The sequence below is a fragment of the Variibacter gotjawalensis genome (assembly GCF_002355335.1).
In the GTDB taxonomy this organism is placed as follows: domain Bacteria; phylum Pseudomonadota; class Alphaproteobacteria; order Rhizobiales; family Xanthobacteraceae; genus Variibacter; species Variibacter gotjawalensis.
This window is the reverse complement of sequence record NZ_AP014946.1, coordinates 3,291,610-3,308,207: the sequence shown is the minus strand read 5'-3', so window position 1 is coordinate 3,308,207 and position 16,598 is coordinate 3,291,610. Positions and strand designations below refer to the sequence as shown.

Genomic DNA, 16,598 nt, shown 5'->3' with positions numbered 1-16,598 from the left:
CCATCGCGCCGCACGGGGAGTCTCATGATCACGGTCCACCATCTCAACAATTCGCGTTCGCAGCGCATCCTCTGGCTGCTCGAGGAATTGAGCGTTCCGTACGAGATCAAATTCTACCAGCGCGATCCGAAGACCATGCTGGCGCCGAAGGAACTGCGCGCTGTGCATCCGCTCGGCAAGTCGCCGGTGATCACCGACGACGGCGGACCGGCCATCGCGGAGTCAGGCGCGATCGTCGAATACATCGTGGAGCGTTTCGGGCAGGGCCGTCTCATTCCGCCGGCTGGCACCCCGGAACGCGAGCGCTACCGCATGTGGATGCATTACGCGGAGGGATCCGCGATGCCGCCGCTGTTGATGAAGCTAGTGCTGTCGCGCATTCCGCGCGCAGCGCCGGCGCTGATCCGGCCGCTGCTCAACGCGACGATGGCGCGCGCGATTTCGGGCTTCATCGAGCCGCAACTGAAGAACCATGCGAATTATTGGGAAGGCGAACTCGGCAAATCCGAATGGTTCGCCGGCAACGACTTCACGGCGGCCGATATCCAGATGAGCTTTCCGCTCGAAGCCGCGGCGGCGCGCGGCACCGGCGGCGCGCGTCCGAAAATCGACGCGTTCTTGAAGCGTATTCACGCTCGCCCGGCGTATCAGACGGCGATCGAGAAGGGCGGACCTTACGAACTGATGCGGTGATTGATTTACGAGGGGCCAATGGACAAGAAGAAACTGCTTTGCGCCATTGCGGGCACGATGATGCTGATAATGCCGCAAGCCTACGCGACCGGAAGTCTGCACTGCGAGGCCGAAGATAAATCGCTGACGTTTCAGGTGAGCGGTGTGGTGAGCCGCGGCGTCGGCAGCCGCATCATGAACTTCAAGGGCGAGAGCCAGATCAAGCTGCCGAAGATCGCGGACGATCTCAAAACGCTGAGCTACGAGCAGGATCATCTCGTTCACTCGTGGCTGAGCGGCCGAGAGTTGAAGCTTCATCTTTACCGCGAGCGCGAGGGCGAGAAGCGCCACGGTTATGTCGAGATCGTCATCGAGACGACGCTCAAATCGAAGACTGAAGGCGCCTACGCTGGCAAGTACAACGCCGAGGTTTATGATCTGCCGGAGGGAGCCTCCGAAACGAAGCCGGTGAAGTTCAACGGCGCGATCCGCTGTTCGGCGGACTAACGCGCTATCAGTTTCGCGAGCTTCTCGGCGGCTATGAGAAGCGGCATGTCGTCGCCGAAACGCGCTATCAGTTGCACCCCCCACGGCATTCCGGTCGGGCCTAACCCAAGCGGTATCGTAATCGTAGGCATGTGCATCAGCGTCCACAACGCGCAGAAGCGCGCGGAGCCCGACCACGCGATGCCTTCCTCGGCTTCGCCTTCGGTCGCCGGATAGATCAGGATTTCTGCGTTCGCGAACAGCGTGTCAACGCGCTGCCGTGCGGCGCGCGCGTTCTTCTGCATATCGAGAAACGCGGCGAGATCGATCGCGGCGCCGCGCGCCATGCGCTCGGTGAGTGCCTTGCTGATGAGATGCGGCGCGGTCGCGCGTTCGTGCGCGGCAATTGCGTTCACCTCGTAGGCGAAGATGTGCTCCTGATCTTCGATCGTCTGTTCGAAGTCCGCATCGAGCGTCACGTCGGGCGCGCGGCGATTGCCGAGTTTGCCGGCGAGCGCCTCGATGTCGGCGCGCAAATCCTTGTGCGCGTGGTCCCACTGCGATGAGCGGCAGACCGCGAAACGCGGCATCGGCTGTTTCTCCGCGCGGCCGGCGAGATCCGCGATGCCGAAAGTGACGAGCGCTGCATCGGAGACCGAGCGCACGAGCAGGCCGACGGTGTCTTGCGCCGGACTGACGGGCCGCACGCCGCCGACGCTGAAAGTGCCGAAGCTCGGCTTGTAGCCGACGATGCCGCAATAGGACGCTGGGCGAATGATCGAGCCTGTTGTCTGCGTGCCGAACGCGTAGGGCGCCATGAAGTCGGCGACGGCGGCCGCCGAGCCGCTGGAGGAACCGCCCGGCGTGTGCGTGAGACGAAGCGGATTGCGTGCCTCGGCCGGATGGCGCGTCGCGAATTCGGCGGTTGCGGCTTTGCCGAGCAATACGCTGCCGCGTTCGCGCATCTGCGCGATCACCGATGCGTCGGCGACGGGCCGATGGTTTGTGTAAATCGGCGAGCCGTAAGCGGTCGGGTAGTCGGCGGTGTCGATGACGTCTTTCGCGAGAAACGGAATGCCGTTGAGGATTCCGCCGGGTGCTTGATCGCGCTTACGTGCCTCGCTGAGCGCTTTGTCGCGATCGAACGCAACGACGGCTTTGACGTCAGCGTTGCGCGCCTCGATGCGTTCGAGACACGACGCGGTCAGCGCCTCGGATGTGAGCTTTTGCTCGGCAATCAAAAGTGCGGCTTCGGTCGCGGAGAGGCGGTGCGGTTCCATGATCAGACGAGGAGCGGTTCGAGTGCGTTGACGAGGTCGGGCGGCAACGGCACGGGGCGGTTGGTCGCGCGATCGACGTAGACGTGGACGAAATGGCCTTCGGCGGATGCGGTGTCTTCGTCGTTGCGGAAGAGGCCGACTTCGTAGCGTATGCTTGATGTGCCGCGCTTGGCGACGCGGACCCCACCCGTGATGATGTCTGGAAACGACAGCGATGCGAAATAGCGGCAGCCGGTTTCGACGACGAGGCCGACGACTTTGCCGTCGGTCGGTTTCAGGAAGCCGCTGGCGATCAGATACGCCGTGACGGATGTATCGAAGTAGGAGAAGTAGACCGCGTTGTTGACGTGGCCGTAGGTGTCATTGTCCATCCATCGCGTCGTGATGGTCTGGAAGGCGCGATAATCGCTGCGGCGCCCGGGCGGAATGCGTTCACTCATGCGCGATGTCAAAAGCAAAACGGCGGCGCATGCAACGCCGCCGTTCGCTCAGCAGGTACGCGATCGATACGCGATCAATCCATGCCGATTGTCGTCAGGTCCTGGAACCAGTGTTGCGCCTGCACGAACTTCGTCACCTTCGGCGACATCGCGTGCGGGTTGGTGTCGTGCACGACCCAGACGAGGGCGGCATCGTCGACGATCTGTTCATGCGCTTTCGCCATCAGCTCGTCCTGCTTTGCGGGATCGAACGTGCGCTTCGCTTCGTCGATGAAGGCGTCGACTTTCGGGTTCGCGTAGAAGCCCCAGTTAACGCCGACCGGCGCCGCTTGTCCCGAATGGAAGAAGCGGATGATCGCGTAGAGAGGATCGGACGTAACATACGCGATGTTGTTCGACGTCAGCCCAGCATTCATCTCGTCCTTCGCGCCGCGGCGCCAGTGCGTGTAGAGCTGCTCGAGTTCGACAACCTTGAAATCGATCTCGATGCCGATCTCCTTGAGGTTCTGCTGGATGTATTCGTTCATCGGCAGCGAGAGCATCTGACCGGTGCCGCCGGTCGCGATGACGAAGGTGGTCTTGAGCGGCTTCTGCTTCGAGTAGCCGGCTTCGTTGACGAGCTTCTCGGCGGCCTTCGGATCGTACTTGATGTCGAAGGTCGGCTTGCCGAACCACGGGCTCGCCGGATCGACCTGACCCTTGGCGGGCTTGGCGAGGCCGTTCATCAGCGCGACGACGCCGTCACGATCGATCGCGAGGTTGAGCGCCTTGCGCAAGCGGACATCGGTCCAAGGCGAGCCGGGCAGCACGCTGAGGTGATAGTTCCAAACGTGCGGCGTGACGTTCTCGACGAGCTTCATGCCGGCGCGCTTGAGCTGCGGCACCGCGTCGGGCGCCGGCGTCTCGATGAGATCGACGGAGCCGGCGAGGAGCGCGTTGGTGCGGTTCAGCGCCTCGGAGATCGGGATCAGGATGATGCGATCTGCCTTGGGGATGCGCTTCTTGTTCCAGTAGTCGCCGTTCTTGACGAGTTCGGCGCGCTCACGCGGGACGAACTTGTCGAGCTTGAACGGGCCGGTGCCGGACGGCTGATAGGCGAACTTGTCCCAATCCTTGCCGAGCTTTTCGTATTGCGTCGGGCTGGAGACGAGGAACCAGAGCAACTGATATGGGAAGATCGAGTCGATCTCTTTGGTCGTGATCTCGACCGTCATGTCGTCGATCTTGCGCCAGCTTTTCACGGAGGGAAGGCGGGTGCGGACCTGCGCGCTTTGCCGTTTGTCGAAGTGCGGGGCTTTTTCGTCGAGCACCTTGTCGAAGTTCCAGACGACTGCGTCGGCATTGAAAGCCGAGCCGTCGTGGAATTTGACGCCCTCGCGCAGCTTGAGCCGCCACTTGGTTTTGTCGGTGTCGTCGACAGCCCATTCGGTGGCGAGACCCGGCACGAGTTTGCCGGGGCGCTCGGCGACGTCCATCTCCCAGGCGATCAGGGGGTCGTAGATGGTGTGGCCGGTGAACTGATAGGCCCCGGCGCCGCGATCCGGCTGGCCCGTGGTTTGAGGAATATCGGCCATCGATATCCCGTAGCGGACCACGACTTCGGCATGAGCGGTGCCGAGCGTGGCCAAAAGGGCAGTAGCAGCAAGGAAGCGGCGCATAGAGTTTCTCCGGAAACGATGCGCGTAGTGGTTGCAACCTCGGTGCCAACGCGGCTTGTGGGCGTAATCGGGAGGAATTCGGAGGTCTCACGCGATCGCGGGCGCTATTTCGCCCAGGAGCGCCGCTTTCTTGTGCAATTGGAGCGTTCGTAAGGGGTGGAGCAGGGTCACGTCGGCGGGTCTTTTCGGTGTTGTTCGGAAGGGCATTTCGGCAGAGTCAAAGCTCTCCCGTAAATTATTGAAAAATCGGCGGAAAAAGACGTTGAGAAACAGTCGTTTCGATTGGCTTTCGCCGGGCCGATTTGCTACAAACGGCGACCTATTCAGACCTTGAGATTCGCGCTTGGCAGACAATGAAAATAGCCCGCCGGACGGTTCGTCCGAGCGGCCCGACCCGACCGATATCAAACCGGTCTCGATTACCGACGAAGTAAAGCGTTCGTACCTCGATTACGCGATGAGCGTGATCGTTTCGCGCGCGCTTCCGGACGTGCGCGACGGCCTCAAGCCGGTGCATCGCCGCATCCTCTTCTCGATGAGCGAGAACGGACACACGCACGACAAGAAGTACGTCAAATCGGCCCGCGTCACCGGCGACGTGATGGGTAAGTATCACCCGCACGGCAACCTCGCGATTTACGACGCGATGGTGCGCATGGCGCAAGACTTTTCGATGCGTCTGCCTTTGATCGACGGTCAGGGCAACTTCGGCTCTATCGACGGCGACCCGCCGGCCGCCGAACGTTATACCGAGGTGCGTCTCGAGAAGGTCGCGCAGAATCTGCTCGACGATCTCGACAAGGACACGGTCAACTTTCAGGATAACTATTCGAACGAGTTCAAGGAGCCGGTGGTTCTGCCGGCGAAATTCCCGAACCTGCTCGTCAATGGCGCCGGCGGCATCGCGGTCGGCATGGCGACGAATATCCCGCCGCACAATCTCGGCGAAGCGATCGACGGGTGTCTGGCGCTTCTGGATAATCCAGAGCTCGGCATCGACGATCTGATGAACATCATCCCGGGTCCGGACTTCCCGACCGGCGGCATCATCCTGGGACGCGCCGGCATTCGCGCGGCTTATCATCTCGGCCGCGGCTCGATCATGATGCGCGGCAAGGTCGATTTCGAAACGCTGCGCGGCGACCGCGAAGCAATCGTGATCTCCGAGATCCCGTATCAGGTGAATAAGGCCACGATGGTCGAGCGCATCGGCGAACTGGTGCGCGAGAAGAAGATCGAAGGCATCTCGGCGCTGCGCGACGAGTCCGATCGTGACGGCTACCGCGTTGTGATCGAACTCAAGCGCGATGCGATGCCGGACGTGGTGCTGAATCAGCTTTATCGCTTCACGGCACTGCAGACGAGCTTCGGCGCCAACGTGGTCGCGCTCGACGGCGGCCGTCCGCTGACACTGAATCTGAAGGATATGCTGCGCGCCTTCGTGGCGTTCCGCGAAGAGGTCGTATCGCGGCGTACGAAGTTCCTGCTCAACAAGGCGCGCGACCGCGCGCATGTGTTGGTCGGCCTAGCGATCGCGGTCGCCAATATCGACGAAGTTATCCGCATGATCCGGGCAGCACCGGATCCGAATTCGGCGCGCGAAGCGTTGATGGGCCGCGATTGGCCGGCCGAGAGCGTCCGCGATTTGCTGACGCTGATCGACGATCCGCGCCACCGCATCAGCGAAACCGCAACGTATCGGCTTTCCGAGCAGCAGGCACGCGCGATCCTCGATCTGCGTCTGCAGCGCCTGACCGCGCTCGGTCGTGACGAAATTGCCGAGGAGCTCGACAAGCTCGCGGCGGAGATTACCGACTATCTCGATATTCTGCGTTCGCGTGTGCGCATTCAGGACATCGTGCGCAGCGAGCTGACCTCGATCAAGAACGACTACGCAACGCCGCGGCGGACCGTCATCCTCGATCAGGAAGGCGAAATCGAAGACGAAGACCTGATCGACCGCGAAGACATGGTCGTGACGGTGTCGCATCTCGGATACGTCAAGCGCGTGCCAAAATCGACCTACCGTGCGCAGCGTCGCGGCGGCAAAGGCCGCAGCGCGATGGACACGCGCAACGAGGATTTCGTCACCCGCGTGTTCGTGGCGTCGACGCATACGCCCGTGCTGTTCTTCTCGTCGCTCGGCCGCGTCTACAAACAGAAGGTCTGGCGTCTACCGCTGGCCGCTCCACAAGCGCGCGGCAAGGCGATGATCAACATTTTGCCGCTCGAGCAAGACGAGCGCATTACGACGATCATGCCGTTGCCGGAGGACGAGTCCACGTGGGCGAACCTCGACGTCATGTTCGCGACGACGCGCGGCACGGTTCGCCGCAACAAGTTGTCGGACTTCGCCGACGTTCGCCGCTCCGGCATCATCGCGATGAAGCTCGATGATGGGGAAGGCATCGTCGGCGTCGAGACGTGCACCGAGAATGACGACGTGCTGCTGACCACCGCGCAGGGTCAGTGCATTCGCTTTGCGGTGCCGGAAGTGCGCGTGTTCCAAGGCCGTACGTCGATGGGCGTGCGCGGCGTTTCGCTCGCTGAGGGCGACAAGGTGATCTCGCTCTCGATCCTCGGCCATCTCGAAGTCAGCGCCGACGAGCGCGCGGCCTATCTCAAGCGCGCCAGCGCAGTGCGCCGCGGCGGCGAGGACGACACGACGCCCGAAGCCGGCGAAGAGGCGACACGTGCGATTGAGCTTGGCGAACAGCGTTACGTCGAATTGTCGGCGGCCGAGCAGTTCGTGCTCACGGTGTCGGTCAACGGCTACGGCAAGCGTACGTCGTCGTACGAATATCGGACGACGGGACGCGGCGGCAAAGGCATCACGGCGATGGTGGTGAACCCGCGCAACGGGCCGCTGGTGGCGTCGTTCCCGGTCGAGGAGAGCGATCAGATCATGCTGGTGACGGACGGCGGGCAACTCATCCGCTGCCCGATCAACGGCATCCGCATCGCGGGCCGGTCGACGCAGGGCGTCATTGTGTTCAACACGGCGGACGACGAGAACGTGGTTTCGGTGGAGCATATCTCCGAGGTTGGCGAGGCCGGCGAAGAGATCGGTGAAGCCGGCGAGGGCGAGGGGACGGCGAAATGATCATCCAGGCGTGTCTCAACGGCGGCCGCATGAAGGACTTCAACGCGGCCGTCCCGACCACGCCGGATGAAATCATCGCAGACGCGGCAGCGGCCGTGAAAGCCGGAGCCAACGAACTCCACATCCATATCCGCGATGCGGACGGACGCGAGACGTTGAAGCCCGATGTGGTGGATGCGACGATTGCGGGTGTCCGTAAGGTCTGCCCCGGCACGCTGGTCGGCATCAGCACCGGCCACTGGATCGAGAAAGACGATTTCCGCCGCCGCGATTACCTGCAATCGATCCAGGTTTTGCCGGACTACGCCTCCGTCAACATGAACGAGGGCGATTGCGAAGGCGTCGTCCGTATTCTGCGCGACCGCAACGTGCCGATCGAAGTTGGCATGTGGGTCGCGGCGGATGCCAAGCGCGCGATGGAGATCGGCGTCGAGAGCGGTGCGCTGCGCTATCTGATCGAGATCATGTCGCAAGAGCAGGCGAATGCCGATGAGGACCTAGCAGGCTTCGATGCGATCTTGCCGACGATGGAGGCGAAGCCGGTTCTGCTGCATGGCCTCAACGTGACCAAATGGCCGCTCGCCGACCTTGCGCTGTCGCGCGGCTACTCGACCCGGGTCGGTTTCGAGGACGGAAAGCTGCTGCCGGATGGCCGCGAGGCGAAGTCGAATGCGGAGATCGTCGCCGAGGCTATTCGCCGCAAATCGGGGCCGAAGGTTTAGCGCAAAACTTGCCGCGCGTCGGCGGCCGGGGTAGACGCAATTCATGAAACGCATCGCGCTCTATGCCGGGTCTTTCGACCCCGTGACCAACGGACATCTCGATGTCGTGCGCCAGGCGGCGCAGCTCGCCGACGAGCTGGTGCTCGCGATCGGCGTGCATCCCGGCAAGACTCCGATCTTCACGGCCGACGAACGGCTCGAGCTGCTGCAGGCGACCTGCAAGCCGATCGCGAAAGCGGCCGGCTGCACGATCCGCGCGATCACCTTCGCGGGTCTTGTGATCATGGCGGCGAAGAAGGAAAAGGCAACGCTGCTCATCCGCGGTCTGCGCGACGCCACCGACTTCGATTACGAGATGCAGATGGCCGGGATGAACGGCACGATGGCGCCGAAGGTGCAGACCGTGTTCCTGCCGGCGTCACCCGCGGTGCGCCCGATAACCGCCACGCTGGTCCGGCAGATTGCCGCGATGGGCGGCGATATCGAGGCCTTCGTTCCGCCGCTGGTCGCGAAGAAACTCGTCGCTCGCTTCAAGAAGTAGGAAACGCTGATGACCCGTTGGATGGCAGTGCTCGCATTGGCTGCGAGCGTATCGGTTGGGCAAGCGCAAGCGCAGCAAGCGCCGCAAGCTGACCCGCAGAACACGCTCGTGCTGGAGACGACGAAGGGCCGCATTCTGATCGCGCTGCGCACCGATCTTGCGCCGAAGCATGCCGAGCGGCTGAAAATGCTGGCGCGCGAGGGCTACTACAACAACGTGCCGTTTCACCGCGTGATCCCGGGCTTCATGGCGCAGACCGGCGACGGCACGCGCGGTGACGGCACCGGCGGCTCGAAGTATCCGAATCTGAAGGCCGAGTTTTCGAAGGAGCGCTTCACACGCGGTGTCGTCGGAATGGCGCGCTCGATGAACCCGGACTCGGCGAACAGCCAGTTTTACATCGTCTATGCGGACGCGCCGCACCTCAACAACGACTACACGGTGGTCGGCCGGGTGATCGGCGGCATGGATGTCGCCGACAAGCTCAAGCCAGGCGAACCTGTGCGTGACCCCGACCGGATCACCAAAATGACGGTGCAGAGCGACGGGCGGTGACGCGGGGATCGACCCTCGCATTGTTCATCGTCATTCTGGCGGCCGTCCCGCTGCCTCTCGTTGCGCAACCACAGGACGCAAATCCGCCCGGTGATAGCTGCGCTCAGGTTGCGCCGGGACAGCGCTGCTTGCCGACTATCCGGCCGGGCGACCGGCGGAGCGGATTGCCGATCAACACTCTCCGGGAGATGTTTCGAGAACTCAGCGGCTGCTGGCAGCCACCAAGCGGCCAACTGTTCCGGCCCGGAATGGAACTGACGGTCCGGCTCAGTTTCCGCGCGGATGGCACGATTTTCGGCGAGCCGCGTTTTACCTACTACTCTGCGTGGGCTTCGCCCGAGGTCCGTAAGGCGTATCGGGAAAGCGTGATCGAGGGGCTTGCGGGTTGCGCCCCGTTGCGCTTTACGCCCGGCATGGGTGGCGCGAACGCGGGGCGAATTTTCCTATTTCGCTACATCGACGAACGAAACACACAGAAGATTTGAAGGACGACCTATGAGCGAGAACACACTGATCCTCGAAACCACCAAGGGCGACGTGACGATCGAAATGCGTCCCGACCTCGCACCGGGCCATGTCGCTCACATTAAGAAGCTGGTCGGCGAAGGCTTCTACGACGGCATCGTGTTCCACCGCGTGATCGACGGCTTCATGGCACAGACCGGCTGCCCGAACGGCACCGGCATGGGCGGCTCGAAGTATCCGAACATCAAGGCCGAGTTCAACGCGGAGCCGCATGTGCGTGGGACGACCTCGATGGCTCGCTCGCAGAACCCGGATTCGGCGAACAGCCAGTTCTTCATCTGCTTCGATGACGCGAGCTTCCTCGACAAGCAATACACCGTGTGGGGCAAGGTCACGTCCGGCATGGAGAATGTCGACAAGATCAAGCGCGGCGAGCCGGTGCAAAACCCGGACAAGATCATTAAGGCCCGCATGGCGGACGCCTGATCGGCATTTGGTGCGTGTGGGCTGCGTCTTATGCGCACCGATCTCTTCGACTTCGACCTGCCGCCGGAGCGTATCGCGCTCCGGCCGGCGTCCCCGCGCGATAGTGCGCGGCTGCTCGAGGTCACGCCCGGCGCATCGACGGAGTTGGCGGACCGAAGCGTCGGCGATTTGCCGAGCCTCCTGCGGGCCGGCGACGCCATAGTCTTCAACAACACGCGCGTCATCCCGGCGCAGCTGTTCGGCCACCGCCTCGTGCCCGAAGGGCCGGGGGCGAGAATCTCCGCTACCTTGCATAAGCGCGTCGATGGCGCGCGCTGGCGCGCCTTCGTCAAAAACGCGAAGCGGCTTTCGCCGGGCGATGTCGTGCGTTTCGGCGACGAAGGTCGCGTCTGCTTTCTTGGGTCTCTCGATGCGACCGTGGAGGCGAAAGGCGACAACGGCGAAGTGACCTTCGCGTTTCAATTTCACGGCGCGGTGCTGGATCAGGCGATCGCCGAGCGCGGCGCGATGCCGCTGCCGCCATACATCGCGTCGAAGCGTCCGGCGGACGAGCGCGACCGCGACGACTACCAGACCATGTTCGCGCGCGAGGAAGGCTCCGTCGCGGCGCCGACAGCAGCGCTGCATTTCACACCTGCGCTGGTCGAGCGTTTGCGCGATGCCGGTGTGTCGGTGCATTTCGTGACGCTGCATGTCGGGGCCGGGACATTCCTGCCCGTGAAGGCGGACGATATCGAAGACCACGCGATGCATGCGGAGTTCGGCACCGTGAGTGCCGAAGTCGCGGAGGCGCTGAATGCCGTGAAGGCAAGGGGCGGGCGGGTGCTGGCCGTCGGTTCGACGGCGTTGCGCCTGCTCGAAAGCGCGGCGAGCGAAGACGGGACGCTGGCGCCGTTCGCTGGCGACACCGCGATCTTCATTACGCCGGGCTATCGCTTCCGTGTTGCCGATCTGATGCTGACCAACTTCCACCTCCCGCGTTCGACGCTGTTCATGCTGGTCGCGGCTTTCTCGGGGCTCGACGTGATGCAGCGCGCCTACGCGCATGCGATCAAAGACGGCTATCGCTTTTATTCGTACGGTGACGCATGTCTGCTGCACCGATGAAGATCTACAAACTCAACGCAACCGACGGCGCGGCGCGGACCGGCGAGGTCGCGACGCCGCACGGCATCATCCGCACGCCGGCCTTCATGCCGGTGGGCACGCAGGCGACCGTAAAGGGCATGCACCCGGAGGCCGTGCGCGAAACCGGTGCGGACGTCGTACTCGGGAACACGTATCACCTGATGCTGCGGCCCGGCGCGGAGCGTGTCGCGGCGCTCGGCGGGCTGCATAAGTTCATGAACTGGCCGCACGTGATCCTCACGGACTCGGGCGGCTTCCAGGTCATGAGCCTCTCGGCGATGCGCAAGATCGACGAGAATGCCGTGACGTTCCGCTCGCACATCGACGGCTCGACGCATGTGCTGACACCCGAGCGCGCAATCGAAATCCAAACACTCCTCGGCTCCGACATCGTCATGCAGCTCGACGAATGCGTGCGGCTGCCGGCCGAGCGCGCCGAAGTCGAGAAGGCGATGCGGCTCTCGCTCCGCTGGGCGGAGCGCTGCCAGCGCGCGTTCGCGCCGGTCCGCGATGGGCGTTCGCTGTTCGCGATCGTGCAGGGCGGCGACGATGTGGCGCTGCGCGAGGAGAGTGCGCGCGAACTCAACGCGATGGATTTCCCGGGCTACGCGATCGGCGGCCTTGCGGTCGGCGAGCCGCAAGAGGTGATGCTGCGCATGCTCGAGGTGGTGGCACCGCTGCTGCCGGCCGACAAGCCGCGCTACCTGATGGGCGTCGGCACGCCGGACGATCTCCTGAAAGCTGTTGCGCGCGGCATCGATATGTTCGACTGCGTGATGCCGACGCGGAACGGCCGGCACGGCTTGGCCTTCTCGCGCTTCGGTCCGATCAACCTGAAGAATGCGCGGCATGCGGACGACCCGCGTCCGTTCGACGAGGAAAGTCCGTGCGCTGCGGCGCGCACGTACAGCCGCGCCTATCTGCACCACCTGACCAAAACCAACGAGATGCTCGGCGCGATCCTGCTCACCACGATCAACATCGCGTATTACCAAGAGCTGATGGCGGGCGCGCGCGCCGCAATCGCGGCTAAAGCATTTGCGAGTTTCGCAGATGGTGTTGCGGCGGGCTGGGCGGCCGGCGATCTTCCCACAAGATAGTTCGCCGCAAATTCGCCGCGCCGCGCGACAATATTGACGGCCGGGAACAGTACGGCGAGGCTCCTTCAAGAGGGAGAAGAAGAATGAAACCCGTCGGTTTGGCTATCGCGGCTACGGCGCTCGGCATCGGGCTGACATTCGGCTCCGGCTTTGTGCCCAATATTGCGGGCGACGCTGTTGCTGCCGCGCGCGAGGATCGCGCCGCCGCGCGAGCCGCGCGCCGCGCGAAACGCATCGAGTGCCGCCGCGAGGCCGATGCGCAGAAGCTGCGCTTCTTCAAGCGCTCGCGATTCCTGCGGACGTGCAATCGTCCCTAACACCCATAATGTTTCGTCGCTGCAACATGCGACGACATTGACCTGAAACAACCGGATGCTTTTTGGCCGCAATCGCCGCTGCGATGCGATTCCGCGTGGCGAGTCTCGATAAGACGCGAATGAGGGGAAATATAAGAATGTCCGATGCGCGCGACGAAACTTTCAGCGACATCAGCAACAGTTACTCGGAAAATTCGGGCGACAGTTTTACGGAGACGACCACGAAATCGTGGTTCGAGCGCATCAAGGAAGCCATCGTCGGAATCGGGATCGGTTTCGTTCTGCTCGCGCTCGGCATCGGCGGGCTGTTCTGGAACGAAGGCCGCGCCGTGCAGACCGCGCGCTCGCTGGCGGAAGGCGGCAGCGCCGTCGTCTCGGTCGAGTCGAACCGCGTCGACCCGTCGAACGACGGCAAACTCATCCACGTGACGGGCCCGGTAAAGACCACCGCGCCGCTCGCCGACCCCGAATTCGGCGTCTCCGTCATGGGGCTGCGCCTCATCCGCCACGTCGAGATGTATCAGTGGAAGGAAGAGAAGCGCGAGGAGAAGCGGAAAAATCTCGGCGGCTCCGAAGAAACCGTGACGACCTACAGCTACAAGCGCGACTGGGACAATCGGCCGGTCGATTCCAGCCGCTTCCGGCAGGCGGACGGCCATCGCAATCCCGAGATGCGCCACAAGGAGCGCGACATCGTCGCGACCGACGCGACGGTCGGCGCCTTCAAGGCGGGCGATCAGGTGCTGCGCCAGATCAGCGCGAGCGATGCGCTCGTGCTCGACGGCCAGCTCGTCACCGACGTGCGCGCGCGGCTGAAAGAACTCGGCAGCGTGACGGCGGAGCGCATCTATCTCGGTGCCGACCCGTCGAACCCGCGCGTCGGCGACATGCGCGTCACCTACACGATCGCGCGTCCGTCCGACATCAGCGTCGTCGGCCAGCAGAGCGGCGGCGGCTTCACGAGCTATCAGGCGAAGGCGGGCGACCGCCTGCTGATGGCTACCGCGGGGCAGAAATCGGCGGCCGAGATGTTCAAGGCGGCCGAGCAGCTCAACACGCTGATCACCTGGCTGGTGCGCACGCTCGGCACGCTCGGCTTACTGATCGGCTTCATGCTGATCCTGCGGCCGCTCGCGGTTCTCGGCGATGTGGTGCCGTTCATCGGCAGCATCATCGGCGCAGGCACAGGCCTTGTCGCGCTGCTGCTCACCGCGATTGTCGCGCCGATCGTGATCGCGTTCGCATGGTTCTTCTATCGCCCGCTCACCGCGATCATCGTGCTGATCGTCGGGGCAGGGGTTGCGTACGGCATCAAGGTGCTGGCCTCGCGCCGAGCAGCGTCTCGGTCGGCACCCGCCGCGATGCCGGCGCCGTCGGCGGCTTGATCGGGCGCTTCACGTCACAACAAAAAAGGCACCGCGGTGGCGGTGCCTTTTTCGTTTTCGGTGCGACTTCTTCCGAGCAGCAACGATCGGGCGCGGAGCGCCGCAATCATCAAACTCGGGTGGGGCCTTACTTGACCTTGAGGTTCTCGGCCGCCTGCTTGCCGCGGTTTGCGACGAGCTCGAATTCGACCGTCTGCCCTTCGTTCAACGACGAGAGGCCAGCGCGCTCGACTGCCGAAATGTGCACGAACACGTCACGGCTGCCGTCCGACGGCTGAATAAACCCATAACCTTTGGTCGGGTTGAACCATTTCACTTTGCCGGTAGCCACTTCTGTAGTCTCCTGGTGTTGCTTCGCTTATGCACCGCGCCGAGGCGCGGCCTTGGACATCCGAGTTTTGGAGGTCTTGAGGGCGCAACCCACACCGGGAGCGAGCAAGGCAAACCAAAAACGTAGTCGCAATATATAAGGTAAATCAATTTTCCGTGCGCGTCAAAGGCGAAAGTTTCGCGCCGCGGAAACACGGGTTCCCGGTGGGGTTGGGGTGGTGGAGTGGATGACAACGAGGGGTGGTGGGCGAAGGCGAGTATGTTACTGCCATTCAGAATGGCCAAGTTGATCTGGTGAGCACTTTTCCTATCGACTCCCATTTTCGAAACTCTATTTCCCTATTCGGAATGCGGGCGACGAGCAGTCCTTTGTCCAGAATCTTGAGGAGCAGCACGGTCTCGGGTTTGCCGGTTTTGTCATCCGCGCTCGTGACTTCGATCGGAGAGCCACCCTTCATGTTCTTGATGGCTGTGGCTGCGCCGAATGCAAACGCAACGCCGAGTGCCAATGAGACTACCAGCGTAGCCGTGAATGGACCCCAGCTCTTTTTGTCGGTGACGTTAAAAGCCATAAATACTGGAACTGCTATGACAAGGAGTGCCACAGCCGAGATAGCCCATGCGATAAGAGTGGCGAGCGCGATTGGGATGAGCGCAATTAGTGCACGACCTCGCCAAGTGTATTCGCCACGCTCGTTGAAAACCCAGCGGGGTGGCGGCGACTGGTTGCCTTCGTTGGCAGCTTCCAACTTGCTACGGCGGATGAGTTCGAAGAGCATTGGCGAGAATGCCAAAACCACCATTGCAAATAAAAATAGCGGCGCAGCGTTTCGCAGATAGTCCGTCACGCCCATCAGCGGCATCAATTGAATGTCGATCACTAGGAAATAACCGCTCTCAAACGCGAGAGTGAGTAGTAATGTCAGCAAAGTGGCCAATGGCGCGGCTTTAGCCGATGCCTCGAGGTAGGTCGTGAATGACCTTGGCGCGTCGCGCAAAGTTTCGTTCAGTATCGATTGCGGCGTATCGCTCATCATGCCCTCTCTGAGGTACCTAAAAGTAAGCGGCCGCAGGTGCGGCCGCTTACTTTTGCCGCGCTTCTTACGTTTGCGGACACTCAGGCAGGCTGAGCAAATTGTTCAGCGACTCTCCGTCGCCTTCCGTCTTCAAGTACTTATTTCCAGAGCGGCTTACAGCGACCACGACCCATACCGAAGGAAAACCGGCGCGCGAGACCCAAAAGCGCCAGGCGCGAGATTCGATATGTGCGATCGCAACTTCTTGGGAGATGCACCACCCGCCATCTTCAATCCCGCCGACGTGCGTGATCCGCTCGTGCGGGTTTTGTCGGTCGCTTTTGCGAATGCATCTTATTTGGATTGTTTTGGTTTGGACTTGAACGTTCATTTTAACCTCGTGCGCGTAGGCAGCCACAAATCTGATTTGTGGGCCGCGTTATGCGAGGGTTGACGTTCGGCGGTCCAACACCGCAAGGTGTAGGTGCACTCCGCGAATCCTCCGACCCTCGCGGTCGGTGGAGGACTGAATTGAAGGGAAGGCTGCCCCCTGGCCGGGGCGGCCTTTCTTCGTTTCGCAGTCGTTAATACGGTACGTCGACTCGCTCGCCCAATCAATATTTAGTCGGAACAAATGCGAAACTTTGCGTATTTGGGGCTATATATCGACTGTCTTTGTGAATTCTGGGGATGAGTTTGACATTCTTGGGCCCAGTGACGTGGACCGGATCCGGCGCTCGATTGCGGATTCGCGAATGAAAATCTCGATACGACAGCGGTTTATGCTTCGTACTTGATGTTTGGGGTGGGCCTGCTTCGGGAAGGCCGGACGCTTGGTTGGTGAGCGCGGAGGGACTCGAACCCTCGACCCCATGATTAAAAGTCACGTGCTCTACCGGCTGAGCTACGCGCTC

General features: G+C 62.4%; 18 protein-coding genes and 1 tRNA gene. 12 read left to right on the top strand and 7 right to left on the bottom strand.

Annotation, left to right across the window (positions count from 1 at the left end):
- Nucleotides 1-24: 24 nt before the first annotated feature.
- A complete protein-coding gene (locus GJW30_RS16080; protein WP_096357106.1) occupies nt 25-693 on the top strand; it encodes a glutathione S-transferase family protein in 669 nt (222 codons plus the stop codon).
- Nucleotides 694-711: 18 nt separating this feature from the next.
- A complete protein-coding gene (locus GJW30_RS16075; RefSeq protein ID WP_096357104.1) occupies nt 712-1,179 on the top strand; it encodes a hypothetical protein in 468 nt (155 codons plus the stop codon).
- Here GJW30_RS16075 and GJW30_RS16070 read toward each other — a convergent pair.
- From GJW30_RS16070 to GJW30_RS16060, 3 genes are all read right to left on the bottom strand, one after another.
- Complete coding sequence (locus GJW30_RS16070; protein ID WP_197703736.1) at nt 1,176-2,438, bottom strand: amidase; 1,263 nt, start codon at nt 2,436-2,438, stop codon at nt 1,176-1,178. The two genes, GJW30_RS16075 and GJW30_RS16070, sit on opposite strands and share 4 nt — an antisense overlap.
- A 2-nt stretch (nt 2,439-2,440) precedes the next feature.
- Nucleotides 2,441-2,878 (bottom strand): acyl-CoA thioesterase, encoded by a 438-nt coding sequence (locus tag GJW30_RS16065; protein WP_096357100.1) that lies wholly within the window; start codon nt 2,876-2,878, stop codon nt 2,441-2,443.
- Between the two features lie 74 nt (nt 2,879-2,952).
- A complete protein-coding gene (locus GJW30_RS16060; RefSeq protein WP_096357097.1) occupies nt 2,953-4,536 on the bottom strand; it encodes an ABC transporter substrate-binding protein in 1,584 nt (527 codons plus the stop codon).
- A 343-nt stretch (nt 4,537-4,879) separates the two neighbouring features.
- On the opposite strand from GJW30_RS16060, the gene gyrA reads away from it, so the two are divergent.
- The 10 genes from gyrA to GJW30_RS16010 all read left to right on the top strand — a co-directional run bounded on the left by gyrA (nt 4,880) and on the right by GJW30_RS16010 (nt 14,338).
- Nucleotides 4,880-7,639 carry a DNA gyrase subunit A gene (gyrA, locus tag GJW30_RS16055; protein ID WP_096357095.1) on the top strand — a complete coding sequence of 920 codons (2,760 nt, stop codon included), beginning with the start codon at nt 4,880-4,882 and terminating at the stop codon, nt 7,637-7,639.
- A complete protein-coding gene (locus tag GJW30_RS16050) occupies nt 7,636-8,361 on the top strand; it encodes a 3-keto-5-aminohexanoate cleavage protein (protein WP_096357093.1) in 726 nt (241 codons plus the stop codon). Before gyrA ends, GJW30_RS16050 begins: the two co-directional genes overlap by 4 nt.
- A gap of 43 nt (nt 8,362-8,404) precedes the next feature.
- Nucleotides 8,405-8,902: a pantetheine-phosphate adenylyltransferase gene (coaD, locus tag GJW30_RS16045; RefSeq protein ID WP_096357091.1), complete on the top strand. Its 498-nt coding sequence runs from the start codon at nt 8,405-8,407 to the stop codon at nt 8,900-8,902.
- A gap of 9 nt (nt 8,903-8,911) precedes the next feature.
- Nucleotides 8,912-9,457 (top strand): peptidylprolyl isomerase, encoded by a 546-nt coding sequence (locus GJW30_RS16040; protein ID WP_096357089.1) that lies wholly within the window; start codon nt 8,912-8,914, stop codon nt 9,455-9,457.
- Between the two features lie 20 nt (nt 9,458-9,477).
- Entirely contained in the window at nt 9,478-9,942 is a 465-nt protein-coding gene (locus tag GJW30_RS22740) for a hypothetical protein (protein ID WP_130364533.1), read from the top strand.
- 10 nt (nt 9,943-9,952) lie between these two features.
- The gene (locus GJW30_RS16030) at nt 9,953-10,408 is read left to right on the top strand and encodes a peptidylprolyl isomerase (protein WP_096357085.1); all 456 of its coding nucleotides are present in this window, start codon (nt 9,953-9,955) and stop codon (nt 10,406-10,408) included.
- A gap of 30 nt (nt 10,409-10,438) precedes the next feature.
- Nucleotides 10,439-11,515 carry a tRNA preQ1(34) S-adenosylmethionine ribosyltransferase-isomerase QueA gene (gene queA / locus GJW30_RS16025; RefSeq protein ID WP_096357083.1) on the top strand — a complete coding sequence of 359 codons (1,077 nt, stop codon included), beginning with the start codon at nt 10,439-10,441 and terminating at the stop codon, nt 11,513-11,515.
- Nucleotides 11,497-12,636, top strand: coding sequence for a tRNA guanosine(34) transglycosylase Tgt (gene tgt / locus GJW30_RS16020; RefSeq protein ID WP_245408534.1), 1,140 nt, complete (start codon nt 11,497-11,499; stop codon nt 12,634-12,636). Before queA ends, tgt begins: the two co-directional genes overlap by 19 nt.
- 83 nt (nt 12,637-12,719) lie before the next feature.
- Entirely contained in the window at nt 12,720-12,953 is a 234-nt protein-coding gene (locus tag GJW30_RS16015; RefSeq protein WP_096357079.1) for a hypothetical protein, read from the top strand.
- A gap of 137 nt (nt 12,954-13,090) precedes the next feature.
- The gene (locus GJW30_RS16010; RefSeq protein ID WP_157746766.1) at nt 13,091-14,338 is read left to right on the top strand and encodes a TMEM43 family protein; all 1,248 of its coding nucleotides are present in this window, start codon (nt 13,091-13,093) and stop codon (nt 14,336-14,338) included.
- Between the two features lie 127 nt (nt 14,339-14,465).
- Here the strand turns inward: GJW30_RS16010 and GJW30_RS16005 are convergent, their stop codons facing one another.
- The 4 genes from GJW30_RS16005 to GJW30_RS15990 form a co-directional block, all read right to left on the bottom strand.
- Entirely contained in the window at nt 14,466-14,669 is a 204-nt protein-coding gene (locus GJW30_RS16005) for a cold-shock protein (protein ID WP_096357075.1), read from the bottom strand.
- A 271-nt stretch (nt 14,670-14,940) separates the two neighbouring features.
- Entirely contained in the window at nt 14,941-15,705 is a 765-nt protein-coding gene (locus GJW30_RS16000) for a hypothetical protein (protein WP_096357072.1), read from the bottom strand.
- Nucleotides 15,706-15,769: 64 nt separating this feature from the next.
- Nucleotides 15,770-16,075, bottom strand: a complete 306-nt coding sequence (locus GJW30_RS15995) for a DUF3892 domain-containing protein (protein WP_096357069.1) — start codon at nt 16,073-16,075, stop codon at nt 15,770-15,772.
- A gap of 447 nt (nt 16,076-16,522) precedes the next feature.
- Nucleotides 16,523-16,598, bottom strand: a tRNA-Lys gene (locus GJW30_RS15990).